13 protein-coding genes are annotated in these 19,786 nt (G+C 48.5%); 7 read left to right on the top strand and 6 right to left on the bottom strand.

The window, feature by feature from the left end; all coding sequences use genetic code 11:
* Nucleotides 1-107 precede the first annotated feature (107 nt).
* From CIK98_RS08830 to CIK98_RS08820, 3 genes are all read left to right on the top strand, one after another.
* Nucleotides 108-2,660, top strand: coding sequence for an ATP-dependent Clp protease ATP-binding subunit (locus CIK98_RS08830; protein WP_094383873.1), 2,553 nt, complete (start codon nucleotides 108-110; stop codon nucleotides 2,658-2,660).
* Nucleotides 2,661-2,698: 38 nt separating this feature from the next.
* The gene (locus tag CIK98_RS08825; protein ID WP_371683258.1) at nucleotides 2,699-4,432 is read left to right on the top strand and encodes a bifunctional UDP-sugar hydrolase/5'-nucleotidase; all 1,734 of its coding nucleotides are present in this window, start codon (nucleotides 2,699-2,701) and stop codon (nucleotides 4,430-4,432) included.
* Nucleotides 4,433-4,497: 65 nt separating this feature from the next.
* The gene (locus tag CIK98_RS08820; protein WP_253249677.1) at nucleotides 4,498-5,265 is read left to right on the top strand and encodes an alpha/beta hydrolase-fold protein; all 768 of its coding nucleotides are present in this window, start codon (nucleotides 4,498-4,500) and stop codon (nucleotides 5,263-5,265) included.
* Here CIK98_RS08820 and CIK98_RS08815 read toward each other — a convergent pair.
* Nucleotides 5,252-6,823: an NAD(P)/FAD-dependent oxidoreductase gene (locus CIK98_RS08815; RefSeq protein WP_094383871.1), complete on the bottom strand. Its 1,572-nt coding sequence runs from the start codon at nucleotides 6,821-6,823 to the stop codon at nucleotides 5,252-5,254. The two genes, CIK98_RS08820 and CIK98_RS08815, sit on opposite strands and share 14 nt — an antisense overlap.
* Before the next feature lie 193 nt (nucleotides 6,824-7,016).
* Here CIK98_RS08815 and kdsA point away from each other — a divergent pair, with 193 nt between their 5' ends.
* The 4 genes from kdsA (at nucleotide 7,017) to cls (ending at nucleotide 13,888) form a co-directional block, all read left to right on the top strand.
* Nucleotides 7,017-7,778 carry a 3-deoxy-8-phosphooctulonate synthase gene (kdsA, locus tag CIK98_RS08810; protein ID WP_094383932.1) on the top strand — a complete coding sequence of 254 codons (762 nt, stop codon included), beginning with the start codon at nucleotides 7,017-7,019 and terminating at the stop codon, nucleotides 7,776-7,778.
* Nucleotides 7,779-7,838: 60 nt separating this feature from the next.
* Entirely contained in the window at nucleotides 7,839-8,789 is a 951-nt protein-coding gene (locus CIK98_RS08805; RefSeq protein ID WP_094383870.1) for an SIS domain-containing protein, read from the top strand.
* A gap of 63 nt (nucleotides 8,790-8,852) precedes the next feature.
* Nucleotides 8,853-12,629 (top strand): two-component regulator propeller domain-containing protein, encoded by a 3,777-nt coding sequence (locus tag CIK98_RS08800; RefSeq protein ID WP_094383869.1) that lies wholly within the window; start codon nucleotides 8,853-8,855, stop codon nucleotides 12,627-12,629.
* Between the two features lie 14 nt (nucleotides 12,630-12,643).
* Entirely contained in the window at nucleotides 12,644-13,888 is a 1,245-nt protein-coding gene (gene cls / locus CIK98_RS08795; protein ID WP_371683259.1) for a cardiolipin synthase, read from the top strand.
* A gap of 5 nt (nucleotides 13,889-13,893) precedes the next feature.
* On the opposite strand, the gene CIK98_RS08790 is transcribed toward cls, so the two are convergent.
* The 5 genes from CIK98_RS08790 to CIK98_RS08770 all read right to left on the bottom strand — a co-directional run.
* Nucleotides 13,894-15,393: a calycin-like domain-containing protein gene (locus tag CIK98_RS08790; protein WP_094383867.1), complete on the bottom strand. Its 1,500-nt coding sequence runs from the start codon at nucleotides 15,391-15,393 to the stop codon at nucleotides 13,894-13,896.
* A 31-nt stretch (nucleotides 15,394-15,424) separates the two neighbouring features.
* A complete protein-coding gene (locus CIK98_RS08785) occupies nucleotides 15,425-16,171 on the bottom strand; it encodes a porin family protein (protein ID WP_094383866.1) in 747 nt (248 codons plus the stop codon).
* A gap of 2 nt (nucleotides 16,172-16,173) precedes the next feature.
* Nucleotides 16,174-17,352: a PCMD domain-containing protein gene (locus tag CIK98_RS08780; RefSeq protein ID WP_253249676.1), complete on the bottom strand. Its 1,179-nt coding sequence runs from the start codon at nucleotides 17,350-17,352 to the stop codon at nucleotides 16,174-16,176.
* Nucleotides 17,353-17,429: 77 nt separating this feature from the next.
* Nucleotides 17,430-18,410: a CHC2 zinc finger domain-containing protein gene (locus CIK98_RS08775; protein WP_094383865.1), complete on the bottom strand. Its 981-nt coding sequence runs from the start codon at nucleotides 18,408-18,410 to the stop codon at nucleotides 17,430-17,432.
* 45 nt (nucleotides 18,411-18,455) lie between these two features.
* Nucleotides 18,456-19,786, bottom strand: a 1,331-nt coding sequence (locus CIK98_RS08770) for a DUF3987 domain-containing protein (protein WP_141210483.1), incomplete at its 5' end; no start/stop codon positions are given.

Genomic DNA, 19,786 nt, shown 5'->3' with positions numbered 1-19,786 from the left:
AGTAATAAATTAAATACTTATTCTTTACATTCCCAAACAAATGGCACATTATTTGTATAAAGGAAATAAAGAAAACATCAAGATATCGACAGAACAATACAACGAATATGGCAACATTCACAAATCAAGTATCAGAAATCCTCGCATACGGCAAGGAAGAAGCACTACGTCTTAACACACCGTTTGTCGGACCGGAGCATATCATGCTCGGTATTATAAGACAAAACGGACAGGACGTTGCTGACGTATTCAGGCAATTGAACATCGACCCGCAGAAAATAAAAAAAGAACTCGAAGACGAACTCGCCAGCGATGTGGATCCAAATATTGACTCATCTGCACAAACCGACCTTTCGCTTGCTGCCAACAACATACTGAAGTTGGCCGTGCTCGAAGCAAGACTACAACATACAACCACTGCCGACGTGAAACATGTGCTGCTCGGCATACTTCACGACAAGACTTGCAACAAGGCCAGAATGGTGCTTGAGCAAAACAAGATTGACTATAACATGGTCATTGACGTTCTCGAAGGAAGGCATATAAACCCAAACGCCAACATGCCAGCGAAGTCGAAAATAAAAGAGGAGGAATTCGACGACGATGACGAAATGGAATTCGCCTCAGGAGGAAGCAACAAGGCATTTGGCACAATGCGCGGAACCACAGCAAAGAAGGAATCAAAGACTCCTATGATAGACAACTTCGGCATCGACCTCACAAAGGCAGCCGAAGAGGGACTGCTCGACCCTGTGGTAGGACGCGAGAAAGAGATTATGAGACTGACCGAAGTGCTTGCAAGACGAAAGAAAAACAACCCGGTATTGATAGGCGAACCTGGCGTAGGTAAAAGTGCCATCGTGGAAGGATTGGCACAGATGATTGCTAGCAAACAAACATCTCCCATACTCTATAACAAAAGAGTGGTGAATCTCGACCTCACAGGACTCGTGGCTGGCACAAAATACCGCGGACAGTTTGAGGAAAGAATCAAGGTTCTCGTAAGGGAACTTGAAAAAAATCCCGACATCATCATTTTCATCGACGAGATACACACACTCGTAGGTGCCGGTTCCGCTCCAGGTACCATGGATGCCGCCAATATCCTCAAGCCGTCGCTGGCAAGAGGTCTTATACAGTGTATAGGAGCAACAACACTCGACGAATACAGGAAAAGCATTGAGAAAGACGGGGCTCTGGAACGACGATTCCAAAAAATCATCGTTGAACCCACTTCCTCCGACGAGACATTGCAGATACTGAAAAACATTCGACAAAGATACGAACAACACCATAGCGTAAAATATTCCGACAACGCTCTGAAAGCATGCGTGGAACTGACAGAACGCTACATCAACGACAGACAGTTTCCCGACAAGGCCATTGACGCTCTCGACGAGTCTGGAGCTCATATTCACATGAGCAAGTTCACATTATCGCCCGAAATTATCGATCTACAAAAACACATCGCTGAGATAAAGGAGAAAAAGCAGGAGGCTATAAAGAACCAGGACTTCAGAATGGCTGCCGACCTACGCAACATGGAACTCAGCGAAGAGGAGCGACTACTGAGTATGCAAGAATCGGCAAAAAACATGTTGGATACTGAGAAACACGAGGTAGAAGATACTGACGTGGCAGACATTGTGTCCCGCATCTCTGGGGTGCCTGTACAGAAAATGTGCGAGTCGGAAAACCAAAGGCTCAAAAATATGGGACCAATGTTGAAGTCGCAAGTGGTGGCTCAAGACAATGCCATCGACAAAATGGTGAAAGCAATACAGAGAAACCGCATCGGACTGAGAGACCCAAACCACCCCATCGGAGTGTTCATGTTCCTCGGACCTACTGGCGTAGGAAAGACTTATCTGGCAAAAAAACTTGCTGAATATATGTTCGGTACGAAAGACGCACTGATACGCATCGACATGAGCGAATATGGCGAGAGCTTCAACGTGTCGAGACTAGTAGGAGCTCCTCCGGGTTATGTCGGATATGAGGAGGGCGGACAACTCACAGAGAAAGTCAGACGACGCCCCTACTCCATCGTACTTCTTGACGAAATAGAAAAAGCTCATACCAACGTGTTCAACATGCTGCTGCAGGTGCTCGACGAAGGAAGACTCACCGACGGATCGGGAAGGCTCATCGACTTCCGCAACACCGTGATCATCATGACAAGCAATGCTGGCACACGTCAGCTCAAAGAGTTCCAGCACGGAGTGGGATTCAATGCCGCAGGAATGGTGAACGGAATGGCAACAAACGAAAAGGACAAGGAGTATGCACGCAACATCATACAAAAAGCCCTAAGCAAACAGTTCTCTCCTGAATTCCTCAACCGACTCGATGAAATCATCACCTTCGACCAGCTTGACATCAATGCCATCAGAAGCATTGTCGACATAGAGATAAAACCTCTGCTGGACCGAATAGAAAAACTCGGATACGACATCGAGATAACCTCCGAAGCAAAGGATTTCGTGGCAAGAAAAGGATACGACATACAGTTTGGTGCCCGACCGCTGAAACGTGCCCTGCAAAACCATATCGAAGACGGCATTTGCGAGATGATCATCAACGAGACCATTACAAGGGGCGACAAAATCCTAATCGACAAAGACAAGGAGAACGATAAGCTGATAATAATCAGGAGTTAAGGAGCTAACTCTTTAACTCCTTTAACAATAACCACTGCATGATGAAAAAGGCGACAATCATTATTACGGCTTTATGCCTGTCAACAACCATTATGGGCGAAAACAAAGACATCACCATCAGAATCTTGGCAACAAGCGACGTTCACGGATGCTTCTTTCCATACGACTTCATAGACCGAAAACCTACAAACGGCTCAATGGCAAGGGTGAGCCACTACGTGAAGGAAGTAAGGAAGGAAAACGAAGGCAACGTTGTGCTGCTCGACAACGGAGACATACTGCAAGGACAGCCCACCAGCTTCTACTGCAACTACACCAACCCGAAAATACCGAATGCTGCCGTACATGCCATAAACTACATGAAGTATGACGCACAAACCATCGGCAATCATGATATCGAAACCGGACACAAGGTCTATGACAAATGGATCAAAGAAGTCAATTGCCCCATACTCGGAGCCAATGTAGTAGACAACAATACCGGCAAACCGTATCTGAAACCTTACACCATAGTGGAAAGACAAGGGGTGAGGATTGCCGTTCTCGGCATGCTTACTCCAGCCATTCCCAACTGGCTGAAGGAAGACCTGTGGAGCGGCATGCACTTTGAAGATATGACTGCATCAACAAAAAAATGGATGCAATACCTTAAAGAGACAGAAAAACCTGATGTCATAGTCGGACTTTTCCATAGCGGATGGAACGGCGGGATAAGTACTCTACACTACAATGAGGATGCCACAGAGGAAATAGCTAAAACGGTTGACGGATTCGACATCATCATATTCGGACACGACCACCATGCACGAAATGAAAACGTCATAAACTCCAAGGGCAACAGCGTGTTGTGTCTCGACCCGGGATGCAACGCCACTATCGTGGCTGACGCAACACTACGCATCACCACCACCGACGGAAAAGTGACTGGCAAACATGTAGAGGGTAAACTCGTGAAAATGAAAGGACTGCCACTCGACAACGACTACCTCGACCACATGAAGGAAATAGAGGAAAACGTGACACGATATGTCAACACCAAACTTGGCACTCTTACGGAGACTATCTCCACAAGCGATGCTTTCTTCGGAAGCTCTCCTTTCAACGACCTCATACATGAAATACAACTGAAAGTGACCGGGGCTGACATTTCCATCAACGCTCCACTCACCTTCGACAGCAAAATAGAAAAAGGAGACATCCTCATGAGCGACATGTTCAAGCTCTACAAATACGAAAACAATCTCTACATGATGAAGATGAAAGGGTATGAAATACGTAAACTGCTGGAAATGAGCTACGACCAGTGGGTAAACACCATGACATCTCCCGACGACCACATCATGCTGCTGAGCGACAACACACAGTACGACCGACAAAAATGCGGCTTCAAAAACCTTACATTCAACTTCGACAGTGCCCTGGGCATCGACTATCTTGTGGATGTGACCAAACCTGACGGAGAGAAGGTGAAAATACAGAGAATGAGCAACGGAGAACCTTTCGTGGAGGACAAATGGTACAGAGTGGCCATGAACAGCTACCGAGGAAATGGTGGTGGCGAACTGCTCACCAAAGGGGCAGGAATACCTAAGGAAGAACTCGAGAGCCGCATACTGTGGATAAGCGAACAAGACCAGCGATTCTACATCATCGATGAGATAATGAAACGCGGAACTATTGAGCCAAAGGCACACAACAACTGGAAATTCGTGCCTGAGGAATGGACAATACCTGCAATAAAACGCGACAGAAAAGCTCTCTTCGAAAAATAACACATCACCACGACCCCATGCCAATAATTAGAATAATTTTTACATTAACTATCATCTTTTGCACCATGGGCGCAAAAGCACAATACGATTATCTTCACGCCGAGCGAAACGTCATACCCGGCGGTTATGACTTTTGGGTATACACTCCTGAAGACTATTTCTATTCCCAGGAACAGACTCCTTGCATCATCTTCCTCCACGGAGCGTCATTGTGCAGCAAAGACCTCAACAGGTCGAGACGCTACGGACCGCTGCATGCTATCGTAAAGGGAAGGGAAATACCAGCCCTTGTCGTAGTGCCTCAGAATCCCGGTGGGGCTTGGAATCCGAAGAAGATAAACGATGTGCTCGAATGGACAAAGAAAAACTATGTCATGGACTCAACACGAGTGTATGTCATAGGCATGAGCCTCGGTGGATATGGCACAATGGATTTCGCTGGCACTTATCCCGAAAAGGTGGCTGCCGCGATGGCATTGTGCGGTGGATGCTCGCTGAAAGACCAGACTGGACTTGGAAAACTGCCACTATGGATTATTCACGGAACAGCCGACAGGGCCGTTTCGGTCAAACAGTCGCAATCGGTAGTCAACGGCCTTCAACAGAAAGGACTCGACAAAAGACTCAGGTTTGACTGGTGGAAAGGGGCTTCACACGGAGCGTTGGCAAGGGTGATGTATATGAAGAAAACCTACGAGTGGCTTTTCTCTCATTCCACACGCGACCCTGAGCGTAATGTCAATATGGCGATTGATATAAAGATGTCGGAACTGAAAAGCGCTTACGACGACATGATTCGCGACTATGCCGACCCGGAAGTCATCGACGACTGACCAGATATTCGGCACACATCTCGGCACATCGTTCCCCGTCAACTCCAGCCGACACTATTCCTCCTGCATATCCGGCACCCTCTCCGCAAGGAAACAGCCCATGTAGCCTCACGTGCATAAGTCGTTCTGTATCACGCAGAATGCGTATTGGCGATGAAGTTCTTGTTTCAACAGCTATCACCACAGCCTCATTGGTAAGAAACCCACGGCTTTTCCTTCCGAAATCCTTAAAGCCCTCCCGCAGCTGATGGCTCACGTGCGATGGCAGCCAGAAGTGTAGTGGCGAGGAGATAAGCCCAGGGGCGTATGATGTTTTCGGAAGGTCATAACTCAGCTTTCCGTTCACGAAGTCACACATTCTCTGTGCAGGAGCCGTCTGTCGCATGTTGCCCTGCATCCAGCAGTCACGCTCCACCCTTTTCTGCCATTCAAGCATTTTCATCACGGGGTCTCCATCTATATCCTCAGGTCTCAGTTCCACAACCATTCCGCTGTTTGACCATTGTCCGTTTCTATTGCTCGGACTCATTCCGTTCACCACTATCTGTTCCGGTCCAGTGGCGGCAGGAATGACAAATCCTCCCGGACACATGCAGAACGAGTAGACTCCACGTCCATCCACCTGTGTGACAAACGAATACTCAGCAGCAGGAAGGTATTTTCCACGTCCCTCCTTGTTATGATATTGTATTTGGTCGATAAGTTTCGAAGGGTGCTCCAGTCTCACTCCCACGGCTATTCCCTTAGCTTCCATATCCACATTCGACGAATGAAGATATTGGTATACATCGCGTGCAGAATGCCCTGTGGCAAGTATCACCGGACCACGGAATGACTTTTCCAATCCAGTCTCCGTGTCCACTGTCTCTATTCCCTCAACAGTGTCGCCATTGATTATCAACGAGGTCATTCTTGTTTGGTGATGCACCTCTCCGCCACAACCTATTATCGTATTACGCATGTTTTCAATCACCCTTGGCAACTTGTCAGTACCAATGTGTGGATGAGCGTCAGAGAGTATGTTTTCCGAGGCTCCATGCTGGCAGAACACGTTTAGAATTTTTTCAACATTTCCCCGCTTCTTGCTCCTGGTATACAATTTTCCGTCAGAGTAAGCGCCAGCTCCACCCTCACCGAAACAGTAGTTGCTGTCAGTTTCCACCTTGTGGGTTTTTGTTATCCTTGCGAGGTCGGTCTTCCTGTTTCTCACGTCCTTGCCTCTCTCGACCACTATCGGCCTGATGCCGAGTTCAATGAGTTTCAGTGCCGCAAACAGTCCTGCCGGCCCTTCCCCTACGACCACAGCCCGTTGCCCATTGCTGACATCAGGATAATCAGTTTTGTGGAAGGGCATGTCGTCAGGCATTTCATTGACAAATACTCTCAAAGAGAGATTAACGAAAATGGTGCGTTGCCTAGCGTCAATACTCCTTTTCAACACTCTGACTTCCTTAATCGTCCTGGCATCGAATCCCTTCTCTTTCGCCACATAATCCTTTATAGTTGCAGTGCTTGCCGCAATGTTTGGAAGCACCCTAATTTGCAGTTCGTGTACCATTGTTCTAATATGAAAATTTCAAAGAATTAGTGCAAAGGTAAGCAGTCAATAGGCTTTTGTGCAAAAAATTACAGTTAAAAGAATTAAAATTGGTCATTATAATATGAAAACATTTGGCAATGTCAAGAAAACACAATATCTTTGCAAGCAATATTTGCCATTTTGGGCATATTTAAGCAAAAATAAACAACCCATGCAAACAAAAATCATAGCAGGACCATGTGTCATAGAGTCAGCGGAACTGCTCGACACCGTAGCAAGAAAGCTTGTTGACATCAACGACAGGCTCGCCGTGGATATCATCTTCAAGGCCTCCTTCGACAAGGCCAACCGTACATCCATATCTTCATTCAGAGGTCCGGGCATCGACAAAGGGCTGCAGATGTTGTCTGACATCAAAAGCCGCTATGGACTGAAAATTCTAACCGACATTCACGAAAGCTGGCAGGCAGAACCTACTGGAGAAGTGGTGGATGTCATACAGATACCAGCTTTTCTCTGCAGACAGACCGACCTTCTCGTGGCTGCCGCAAAAACCGGAAAAACGGTAAACATCAAGAAGGCACAGTTTCTCAGCGGGCTCGACATGAGATACCCTGTGGAAAAAGCCAAGGACAGCGGTGCCTCGGACGTATGGCTCACCGAGCGTGGCAATATCTACGGATACAACAATCTCGTCGTTGACTTCAGAAACATCCCCGACATGCTCAACATAGTGCCCACCGTAATCATGGACTGCACCCACAGCGTGCAACGACCCGGCGGAGCTGGCGGCAAGACCGGTGGCGACAGGCAGTATGTGCCAATGATGGCCATGGCAGCAAAGGCCTTCGGTGCCAACGGCTGGTTTTTCGAAGTTCATCCCGACCCTGACAAGGGGCTTAGCGATGCAGCAAACATGCTAAGGCTCGACGACCTTGAAGACGTGGTAAAACAACTTGTTTCCCGCCAATAAGGCAGAGCGGTGGCAAACATAATAAATCGAAATAAACAACATTGAAACACCCCGATATAAATGACAATAAGAGATTATGCCATCCAATGCATCAAAGATGAGGCAAAAGCTCTTCTCGACCTCATACCGAAGATAGACAGGAACTTCGAGGATGCTGTTGAACTTATTTACCGATGCCACGGAAAGGTGATCGTAACCGGTGTGGGAAAAAGCGGACACATAGGCGCAAAGATTGCCGCCACACTCTCAAGCACCGGCACACCCTCGTTCTTCATCAACCCTCTCGACGTTTATCACGGCGACCTCGGCGTGATGACCCGCGACGATGTTGTATTGGCAATATCCAACTCCGGACAGACCGACGAGCTGCTTCGCTTCATTCCCATGGTGCTGCATATGGAAATACCCATAATCGGCATGAGCGGCAACCCCAATTCCCTGCTTGCAAAATACTCCTCATGCCACATCAATGTCAGCGTCGACAAAGAAGCATGCCCTCTCAACCTCGCACCCACGAGCAGCACTACTGCCACCCTCGCCATGGGCGACGCCATTGCCGTGGCACTTATGGAGAAACGCAACTTCAAGCCGCAAGACTTCGCCCAGTTCCATCCAGGAGGAGAACTCGGAAAGCGACTGCTCACCACCGCCCACGACGTGATGATAACGGAGATGATGCCTGTCATGACACCAGATATGCACCTTGGCGACGCCATAATACTCGTAAGCAAGGGAAAACTCGGACTGGGAGTTGCCATGACTGACGAAAACACCATTGCCGGACTCATCACCGACGGAGACATCAGAAGGGCAATGGAAAAATGGAGAGAGAAATTCTTCGACAAGACAGTGGCTGACATAATGACAGAAAGGCCAAAGACCGTCACTCCAGATACTAAGATTTCTGAAATACAGAGAATAATGAGCAGATACAAAATCCACTCAGTGCTCGTAGTAGACAAAGAACGGCATCTCTTGGGAGTTGTCGACCACTACTCATGTATGATTTAGCAAATATCCCAACAAGACAACCACTTATCTTTTCACAACATATCAACACTTTTTTATCGATATATGGCAAAAAAAATCAAATACATAAGGCATCTCATACTGGTACTGCTTCTGACAATACCACTTGCTACAGCTGCTGTTTACCTTTTCAAGACCCTAAACGCAAGGGTTGGACTTAACAGCAGCCAAATCAACTGTATAATGAAAGACTCAAAAGGGTTTGTCTGGTTTGGCACACCTGCCGGACTTTACAGATACGACGGATATACCTTCAAGAGTTTCCAGTGCAACTCTCTCGACGGTTCGTCACTGCCCGACAGCTATATCAACAGCATGCAGGAAGCCATCGACGGAAATATATGGATAGAAACGGCTTCGGGACTTTGCATCTACAACCCGCAAACAGAAACATTCGGAAGGGAGACAAAACAAGTGCTCTCAAGAATGGGCATAAGAGACATTCCCAACATCGTGTTTATCGACTCAAAGAAAAACATATGGGCATATATCGCAAAAAAAGGCGTTGTGGCTTATAACACACAACAACAGCTGTCATACGACTTCGGGTATACAGACGACATGAAAGGCATACCCGACGGAGAGGTCTGCTCAATAAGCGAATGCCGGGACGGTACAATGCTGGTATACAACAACGGACGCATCGTGTGCTGCAACATCGACAACCAGCAAACCACGGTGTGGCAGACTCAAGAGGTGGCTGAAAATAATCTCAGACGCTCAAACAGCCTGAAAGCATTTGCCGACCAGGTAGACAATATCTGGCTTTACGGACAAGGAACCCTCATGGTCTACAACAAGAAAAACAATACATGGGACACTGAATTCGGCAACCAGCTCGGCCTCACCGGAGCAGGCATCGACAGTAGCGTCACTGGTATGGCTGGCGACAGAAAAGGTAATATCTGGGTAGGTACAGACAGGGCAGGACTGCTGAGAATCAATGTCAACACCCACGAGATAGAACCCGTAAAACCACAAAGCGCTAACTCATCACTACACACCGACGATGTTACAGGAATACTCAGCGTATACGTTGACGACACCGACCTGCTATGGGTGGGAACAGAAAAAGCCGGTGTGGCATACTACGGAAAAGGCATATACAAATTCGACTCAGGCTTGTACGGCGACATCACAGCCATAACACAAGACAAAGACGGAAAAGTATGGTTCGGAACTTCCAACAAAGGCATCGTTGGCTACGACGGACCGTTGGCAAGCCAAAAAGTGTCAACCATGGCCACTACTCCCGACGGAAGCCTTTGGGTGGGTTCAGAACAAAACGGACTCACCAGAATACTCAACGGCGAAACCACATTCTACTCGGCTGCAAGAGACAGCGGACGTACCATCATCAACGACCATATCAACGCCCTCTGTGCCGACAAGACAGGAAGCCTCTGGATAGCTACCGACGGAGGACTACAGGTCTATAACCCAAGGATGAACACCTTCTCCACCTACACCAAGGAGAACGGCAAACTCTCAACCAACAACATCACATCACTTCACTACGGCAAAAACAACAACCTGCTCGTGGGCACCAACGAAGGACTCATGATACTCAATCTCTCCACCACAGAGAAAACACTCCTCACCGGTAACTCCACAAACCTCATGACCTTCACCAACGACTACATAACAACAGTCACACAAGACTCACGAGGACTAATTTGGGTAGGAACACGCGAAGGTGTAAACGTGCTCAACCTCTCCAACGACAGCCTTAACTATATCACCGAAAACGAAGGCCTCTGCAACAACTGCATCTGTGGCATCACCGAAGACAAAAACAAGAACATGTGGATCACCACAAGCAATGGCGTCTGCCGAGTGGTGGTGCAACGTATAGACAAGGAAAAGCAGTTCAACTACGGACTCTACAACTACGACATCAGCGACGGACTTCAGAGCAACGAGTTCAACATGGGCGCCATCCTCACCAAGAAAGACGGCAACGTGCTGCTCGGCGGACTGTATGGCGTAAACTGGACACGCGAGCGTGAAAAAGCCAACACCCGCACCCTCCCGAGAGTCATCCTGACACAGCTTTTCATAGGCGAGACAGAAATACAGACAGGTCACGAATATAACGGCACTGTAATACTGCCACAAGCTCTCAACGAAAGCAGTGTGCTTGAACTGTCCAACAAGCAAAACACCTTCACCATCAAGTTTGCAGGAGGCAACTACAACCAAAGCGAACGACTGCAGTTTATGTACTGGATGGAAGGCCGCGACGAAGACTGGCGCAATGGCGACGCCCTGACCCATGGTGTCACCTTCACCAACCTGGCAAGCGGGAAATACACACTCCACGTAAAGGCCATCAGTGCCGACGGAGCCGTGAGCAAGCAGGAACGTGTGCTCGATATAGTCATCGCAAGTCCTTGGTGGCTGTCGTGGTGGATGTTTTTGATATATATCGTTGTCATAATATTCGCCATTTTCATCTATCGCACCATAGTAAAACAAGTGCGTTATCTCTGGAACAAAAAGAAAACGGTGATCTCTGAACTGACACGCCAGCGAAACGAGGTGAAACTCGCCAGCGACGACCTCCGACAACCCATGGCCCGAATGGCATCCATCATTGGCGCCATATCAGAGAAAGCAGAAAGTGTGGAGATAAAGGAACAGGTAAACTCCCTACACTTCCAGATGCTGCAAATCATCACACGAGTGTCTGAAATGCAGATGTATCTCGAAAATCCGGAATCCAAGGCCGTGACAGTGGCAGAGGAGCGACTGCAACTTAACGACCGTGGCGAGGTAAACTTGCTTGAAAACACCGACGAAGAACTCACGGCTGACATGGTTAGACCAAGAAAGAGCGGACTCGTCACTCAGCAATACACCATCATCATCGTCGACACCAACAAGGAATTCCTCGAATTCATGAAAAACCGTCTTGGAGAGATATATAATGTATACACCTACGACAACACCACACTGGCCTACAACGACCTCGAGGTGCTGCATCCTCACATTGTGGTAGCGAAAGAGGAAATGCCTATGATGACAGGAAGCGAATTGTGCAACAAGATAAAGACCGAAAAGCTGTACCAAGACATCCGCTTCGTGCTCATGACAGACGGAGTGCTCTCTGCTGCGGAAATGGCAGGAAGAAACATCACCGTCTCTGCCGACGACTATCTCTCAAAGCCATTCAATCTTCACGAAGCTGCCACACGTTTCAACCGCCTGCTCGGTCTTGCACCAGCCGAAGGACTCTGCGACGTTATCGAGGGTGTGGAGACACGACGACTCGAAGGCTACAGCTCTAGTATGACCACTGCCACCGTTGAATACGACGACATCTCCGACGAGGAAACAAGCGCAGCAATGGAAGAGGCACGCAAGATGGAGGAAAAGCGTAAGGAGGAAGAAGAGGAAAAGGCTAAGGCACAGGAAAGACTCAACGCCCAACTCAGCCTCTACAATAACGGCGAAACCATTGGCGACTACTCTATGACCGACTCCATGGACCAGCAGCTTATAAGAAACATCGAACAATACGTGCTGCAGAACATGAGCCGCGGACATATCAACCTCGAGGAAATGGCTTCCGCAATGGGTATGGGAAGAGTGCCTTTCTACAGAAAGATAAGGGCCATCACCTCAAAGACTCCGGCAGAACTGGTAAGGGAACTGAGACTAAAGCACGCTTGTACTCTTCTGGAACGTACAAACATCAACCTCAGCGAGCTTGCCATAAACGTAGGATTCGTCACAGCCGAAAACTTCATAACCATTTTCAAGGAGAAATATGGCATGTCGCCACTCGAATACAGACTCCTGCACAGGAAACAAGAATAATGATACGCAACATAATGACTATTTGTTGCCTGCTGCTCGTCATGGCAAAGGCCTATGGCGGGCAGCGGAGTGACTCAACCATAAGACATGTGCTCGAAGCAAAGGCAGTAGAGTTCACTAACAACAATTCCGTAATACTGCTTACTAACGGTGAGGAAAAATTCGACGACCTCTTTAAAGCCATCAGACAGGCACGCCACCATGTACACCTGGAATATTTCAACTTCCGCAACGACTCCATTGCGTCTTTGCTCTTCGACTTGCTAAAGACAAAGGTGAAAGAAGGTGTGAAAGTAAGGGCTCTGTTCGACGGCTTCGGCAACGACTCCAACAACCGGCCGCTGAAAAAGAGCCATCTCAAGGAACTGAGAAATGCCGGAATAGAAATATTCGAATTTGACCCCGTTCGCTTCCCCTGGGTAAACCATGTGTTCTGTCGCGACCACAGGAAAATAGTGGTCATCGACGGAACAATTGCATATACAGGGGGAATGAATGTGGCCGACTATTATATCAACGGCACAGAGCAAGTGGGCGAATGGCGCGACATGCACTGCCGCATAGAAGGCTGTGCGGTGGATGAGCTGCAGCGCATCTTCCTTCGTATATGGAACAAGGTGTCGAAACAGGATATTTCCGGCGAGGAGTATTTCTGTCATACATCGACATTCAGCCATCTCAAACCCGACACCACCGCCACTGCCGGACACAAGACCATCGGCATTATCAACCGCGAACCACACACCTCGCCCGACATCATCCGCACATTCTATCTCGAAGCCATCAATGCGGCAAAAGATTCAATAAAACTGGTGAACCCTTATCTCACACTTAACCGAAAACTGAAAAAGGCATTCAAAAAAGCGGTAAAACGTGGAGTTAAGGTAGAAATAATGATTTCCCAGCATAGCGATATCCCGCTTACTCCCGACTGCGTATTCTACAATGCTCATAAGCTGATGAAAAACGGAGCTCATATATGGGTATACCAACCGGGATTCCACCATACAAAGGTCATCATGGTCGACGGCATGTTCTGCACCGTGGGTAGTGCAAACCTCAACTCCCGAAGCCTGAGGTGGGACTATGAGGAAAATGCGGTCATTCTCGACTCATGCACCACAGGAGAGCTATCGCGTCTCTTCGACCTCGACAAGCGGAAAAGCCTTTATCTCACCGAGCCTCTCTGGGATGAAATGCGGTCGCCATGGAAAAAGTTTGTAGGCTGGTTTGCCCATCTACTTGCTCCGTTCCTGTAACTTCTTTACTTTATCCTCTTCTCCGTGGTACCGTCAGAATACTTCGTAATGGTTATTCCCCGAGCGGTCTTCACTTGCTGTCCAGCCAAGTTCACACGGCTTACCACGGTCTTTTTTGTCACATTATTAACGTTCTCCACACCCGTCGGGTCGATGGTGAGATTCAACGTGTAGGCCTTCTGAAACTTCAAGTCCTCGTTATACAGGTTCACCGTCAGCACATTGCTCTGGTCGTTGAATGAAGAGAGCGAGTAGGAGCAGCCGTTTTCACACTCAAAGTCGATGTCCATGTCGGTTGGCACTTCCGGTACAGTCACGTTGTATGTCGTTTTGTCGGCAGAGAAGCCTTCCACAGGAATGTCGAAGATGTTGAGGGCAACAGGCAGCGGAGCGTAAACCAGCTCCACATCGTCTATATAAAGCACGTCAGGATCGTTGTTGTCACTACTTCCTCCTCCAGCCACGGCACATGTCGAGAAGGTTATCAGCAGCGAAGCTGGAAATACATCCACGTCTTTATAGGAGAAGTTCACAGTCATCTCCTTCCACTCCCCATTGGTGTCGCCCATTGATGTCACATCCTTAGCCACAGCCACAATGTTGTTGTACTCCTTGTCGGCAGGGTCCTGACAGTATGTTCCGTCGGTCAGCAATGCGTTCACCGATGCAGTCTTGTTAGCTGCATTGCCAGTGTTTCTTGCTCCCATCTTAAACTTATACCAGAAATGTAGAGCCGTGGGCTCTCCAGCAATATTGTTGGCAAAGAGTTGTCCGTTGCCGTCAACGTCGGTAAGCGACAAGTCCATGAATGTACAGTTTTTTGGATCAGAAGCAGTTAACGAGCCAGCCTTCATTCTTCCAGTGGTTATCGTTCCGTTGGCAGAAACGCCCAACACGGAGCTCGACTCCATCTTCACTGCCTTTATTCCGGTTGTTCCAGGTCTCACATCGTCGGTGGGGAACACATGCTGTTTATTATTTACAATGCTTGCTAAATCTCCCGTTGCGCTCATGATGTGGTGCCATGCGTTTGGCTCGTTCTCAGTAGCGTCAGATACGTTCACCTTGTGCCATTCCTCAAATCCTCCGTTCTGCAGTTGTGTTCCAATGCTTGAAAGCAGCAACTTCACACCCACACCCGGGATGTCGAGATGTATAAAGATGTCTTTGCCGATCAGCGTGCCATTGAGCACCAAGGGAATTTGTAAGCCAGGCATAATAGCGATACTTATGCTTTGCTCAGAGTGTAATTGGACCATTCCTTTTTCCTCTTCCACCACGTCAACGTTATTCACGTTCACGGTGCCTACAGGAATTGTCCCAAACGAAAAGTTGTCAAGTGTGATGTCATACTTTCCTGCTCCATTCTTAACGCAAGAGATTTTCACTGTATTGAAGTCTTGCGGCTCGCCATATACGTCCATAGCCATACCGCAGACATAGTCCTCTGCAAATGAAGTCATAGCCACCAAGGCCATTACAATAATTAGATAAACTTTTTTCATATTGTTTAGTTTTAAATTGAAAAAAAATGCGTTATTTCAGTTTATACGTCAGTCCTATTGTCCCATATATAGGATACAGCGTCTGCTCAATGGTCTTGAAAGAGCTTTTGAACGATCCCGTCAGTCCCCAAGCCAAGTCGGCAGAAACACCTATTCGGCTTCCGATCCTGTAGTCGGCTCCTATGTTCAGACCAAACTGGAATCGCCTCATCTGTCCGCTGAAGTCATAGGTGGGGTTTCCTTCCCCTTCAGGTCCCATGTCCACCCTGTCGCCCGTCGGGTCTCCGGTTCTGAGATATCCGTCATATACGTGACCTTTGAAACTCTTGCTCGCCACATACGAGGCGTAAGGTCCGCACTTCAGAAGGAAGCGTCCTGTGTGGAAAGTAGCCATCACAGGCACTGTGAGCATCCACTGGTTGCAGTCGGTCACGAGTTTTCCGGTATACATACCTTCAAGCCTTTCTCCACCCTGAACCATCTCCATGTGATAATTTTTCACCGTGGCGTCAATGTTCATACCCTTGTTTTCCAGTCTCACTCCGGCGAGCAAGCCCCATTTTCCCCAGATGTCCTTCCACAGGTCGAGTCCGAGGCTAATGTTTGGCTCAAAGTTGTAACTATTCAGGCTTCTGATGGTTTCCGGCATTCCCACAGGGGCGTTTCCACCTATGTTATAGCCTATTCGGAACGTATAGTTCAAGTTGTCGGAAAGTTCACTTGCCATCGTCTGTGATATACATGCTGCCATCAGCATTGTAAATAAAAACTTCTTCATACTCATTCTTCGCTTTCACAGATTATTCTTACATTGTCTATCATCAGCGTGCTTCCGGGAGCACCCTTGTAGTAGTCGCCGGCGGCACTCGACGAGAACACCACCGTGAGGCTGTATCCCCTTCTCTCCAGCTCGTCGATATCGATGTCGGTGAAATATGTGAACGTCATCTCAAACGGAGTCCAGACGTCGGTCTCAGCCACCTTTTCCACACTCGCAAAAGCCACGATGTTCTGGTTGGTCTTGCTGTCGTCGCCATAGAGCATCACCGGGTTGCCGCCATCGTCGTGGTTTCTGTAGAAGGAGGCGTATATCACCGCCTCGTCCTTCACGTCGGGCCTCTCCACCTTCTTGTAGTTCACGTAGTCCCAATACACGTCTCCCGCCTTGTATTTGTACATGCCTGTCACCTTCACCGGTTTCTTTGTGAACGGCAGCCCCATGCGCGAGCAGTGCAAGGTGTTGATGAGGGCTAACGACACGTCAAACTCCCCTATGTAGAAGTTGCCGGCAGCCAATGGCCTTCTCACCATCTCTCCCCAGGCTCCGGTGCTGCTTGTGGTGAGCTTCACCGACTTTCCTTCATATCCGTCCACCGCGACAGAAGGATATTCCTCCGGAGCCGCGCTCGACTTGCTCATGGCAAATCCCGCATTGGCGTTAGCCCAATATTCGATGTCATTGCCGTTCTCGTCGGTTTCATACCATTTGTAGTAGGTGGCCTTGGTCTTCGAGTCGGTGTACACCTTCGCGTTTTCAAAGGCGAAAGAGATGGTGTCGGGCACAATCATCGTGGTAGGGCTCACCGTCACCGCATATCGTCGGCTCCAGTTTCCGTCCTCAGAGGTCACGGTGTAAGTCACCGGTCCGTTAGAAAAGTCCTGCACCGAACCGTTGGCGGGCGATATTTTTGCCCCTGGGGTTATTTCAAACCAAGGAGCGAGACAGGATACGTCAGTCTTTCGCCTCACTCTGAACAAAATCTCGTTCATATCGTAACGCACGTTGATGGCAGTATCGGTAGTTTGGAAAAACATATCCTCAGGGGTATCCACATGAATCCATGCTTTTGTTATGTCGCATTCCGCATTCGGCGCCTCGTCCTTGAAGCAAGACGAGAGCGACACTAACGACAGTGCCATTGTTGTCATCCATAAAAAAGGTTTTCTATATCGAATCATACTCATAATGCTTAATAAATCGCTGCAAAGTTACGAATAATTGTCGTAAAATTGTACTTCATCGTAGTAAAACTATGTTAAAACAATCCATCTTTCCAACACTCCCCGAAGTCTTTCACTCCGTCGGGCAGCACATGCCCCTGCATCTGCGGGAAATGCCGTTTTAGGTCTTGGAAGAGTTCCATGCCGGGACGGTCGTTGTCGGGAGCCATGTGTAGCGACACGCCGTCAGGCAGTCCGTGAGTCAGCAGTCTTATGTCGTCCATCGTCAGACTCGTAGCCGACGGTATTGCCACCGCCTTCCTCCCGGCCGACAACATTGCCCAACAGTCCGACGGCCCTTCCGTAATCCAAAGTTCGTCGCCCTCCCCCAACCTGCGCAACACCGGCTTGTTATACATTCCCACCTGCGACCCAGGAGGAAAACGGAATCGAGGAGTATAATGTTTTGAATCTTCATCGCCCATTTCTTTAATTTTTAATTCTTTAATTTTTAATTCTTCTAACCTTCTTCCTTGCACCGTCAGCAGCCTTCCGTCCACGTCGCGGTATGGAATCAGCAGCGATGGAGCGTCGTAGAAAGCCTTGCCCCAGCGCCAGCAAGGCGTAGGCACGTCAATGCTCGTCAGACCGCACCATTCCACCACCCTTGGGTCAATCTTCCTCTCGTCAAACAGAAACCGCCTTGCATCCACCGTCAGCACCGGATGGGCTATCAGTGTAGAGAGATATTCTATGTCGGGAGTTTTCAGAGTTTTTTGTGGCGAGGCATCGTGGCAATCATCCGCCTCCAATATCTCCCCTTTCTTCTCCAGTATTTCCGCTACCGCCTCCTTAAACCCCAGATTATTATATCTCATCACCAAGTCAACCACATCTCCGCTTGCCCCGCATGCAAAACACTTATATCGGTTTTTGCCACGGTGGAAGTGCAGGCTCGGATTCTTGTCGTTGTGGAAGGGGCAGAGCGCCGTATGGCGCACCACCCTCATTCCCAGTCGCTTTGCCACCTCCTCAATAGGCGTAGCACGAGCTCTGTCCAATTCTTCATTCTTCATTCTTCATTCTTCATTCTTCATTCTTCATTCTTCATTCTTCATTCTTCATTTCTTCTTGAATCCGTTACCCTGAGACACGATAAGCCCTTGTCGTTTCCAGTTTCTCAACATGCTCCACACCTTCGTTTCTGTCGGGTCTTCCCCAGTGTTTATCTTACACTGCTGCGCAAGCTGGTCTTTCGAAAAAACTGTTGGCAGACACTCGTAGATGGTGTCGTTGTTGGTGCGGTACTTTCTTTCATCACCTAACACCCGGCAGTTCTTGTCCTCGTACTTGGCCTTGATCTTTTCGCCAAAAAAGAGCATTTCCATGTCCACAATGTAGTCGGCAATGTTTTGATACACCTTGAGCATTGCAGGCGTCTGTTCGTCCACTATCAGCTCGGCTGTGATGTCAGGATTTTCCACCAGAGCCTTCTCCGCCCCCTCATATCCATGCTCGTTAATCAGCCTCTCAGCCACCTTAAACAGCATCAGGCAAACCGTCATGCGGTAGGCAATCACATTGTCGCGCAACCGGCATCGTGCAAGCACATCGTTGCCGTCTTTGGAGGCATGCTTACAAAGATTGTCCGACCACTTTATGCTCTTTTCCTCCAGCACCGGAAGCACCATCGTGCCCCTCATCAGTCCAATCAGATGCGCCACCTCATGAATTCTGCGTTTCTCATCGTCAGTAAACGGAAGGTCGACCTTATAGAAGTCATAAGTATTGTCATGCATTTTCGCAATGGCAGTTCTCGACAGCAGACCGTTGGTGAGGTCAGACATCAGTTTATACAGCGACTCCGGCTGACCGCACATTATCACCGTCCACTGCAAGCTTCTAATGTGAACGTTTGCAGCCTCGAGGCTTTTTGCCTCCCTTTCGTAGGTGGTACCGTCATAGGCGAGGCGTAGCATGGTTGAAAACTCGTTTGTGCCGTTCCTTCCCCACTTTGTCAACGGGATGTCTATCTCCGGCGTAAACGAGATGGCACGCTTTCCGTCAATGTCCTCCAGTCTTTCGGCGAGGTTAGCCACGGTCGTGTTGAGCGTCTGCACCCTGAGCGGAAATCTTGGTTTGTCCTTTTGTTTCTTGGCGTTACGGTCTCGTTTAGCCTCCATTCTCCATTTCTTTTCCTCCTCCACTATCCTCCATTTTTCCTCCACCAACTCAAAAGCCAGTTCGTTAAATATTTCGTCCATCTGACTTTTTTTTGAAGCAGCCTCACCAATATTGACAACAATCTGGTTAAGAGGATGCACTCTGTTATGTATCTCCACCGTCACCTCCGATGCCAATGCGCTTGTAGTGCCTGTTATGGTAAACAAAGCTGGCATCAGGTTTTCCGGTCCCACATGGTCAAGGCATTCCCTCACGCCCTGACCTCGGG

This window comes from Prevotella sp. P2-180 (assembly GCF_002251435.1).
Classification (GTDB): domain Bacteria; phylum Bacteroidota; class Bacteroidia; order Bacteroidales; family Bacteroidaceae; genus Prevotella.
This window is presented reverse-complemented; position numbering and strand designations above follow the sequence as displayed.

Coding starts and splice junctions, on each gene's coding strand:
- CIK98_RS08790 (WP_094383867.1), bottom strand. CDS start 15,393: ATGAAAAAAGTTTATCTAATTATTGTAATGGCCTTGGTGGCTATGACT.
- kdsA (WP_094383932.1), top strand. CDS start 7,017: ATGCAAACAAAAATCATAGCAGGACCATGTGTCATAGAGTCAGCGGAA.
- CIK98_RS08775 (WP_094383865.1), bottom strand. CDS start 18,410: ATGAAGAATGAAGAATTGGACAGAGCTCGTGCTACGCCTATTGAGGAG.
- CIK98_RS08825 (WP_371683258.1), top strand. CDS start 2,699: ATGATGAAAAAGGCGACAATCATTATTACGGCTTTATGCCTGTCAACA.
- CIK98_RS08815 (WP_094383871.1), bottom strand. CDS start 6,823: ATGGTACACGAACTGCAAATTAGGGTGCTTCCAAACATTGCGGCAAGC.
- cls (WP_371683259.1), top strand. CDS start 12,644: ATGACTATTTGTTGCCTGCTGCTCGTCATGGCAAAGGCCTATGGCGGG.
- CIK98_RS08830 (WP_094383873.1), top strand. CDS start 108: ATGGCAACATTCACAAATCAAGTATCAGAAATCCTCGCATACGGCAAG.
- CIK98_RS08780 (WP_253249676.1), bottom strand. CDS start 17,352: ATGATTCGATATAGAAAACCTTTTTTATGGATGACAACAATGGCACTG.
- CIK98_RS08805 (WP_094383870.1), top strand. CDS start 7,839: ATGACAATAAGAGATTATGCCATCCAATGCATCAAAGATGAGGCAAAA.
- CIK98_RS08800 (WP_094383869.1), top strand. CDS start 8,853: ATGGCAAAAAAAATCAAATACATAAGGCATCTCATACTGGTACTGCTT.
- CIK98_RS08785 (WP_094383866.1), bottom strand. CDS start 16,171: ATGAAGAAGTTTTTATTTACAATGCTGATGGCAGCATGTATATCACAG.
- CIK98_RS08820 (WP_253249677.1), top strand. CDS start 4,498: ATGGGCGCAAAAGCACAATACGATTATCTTCACGCCGAGCGAAACGTC.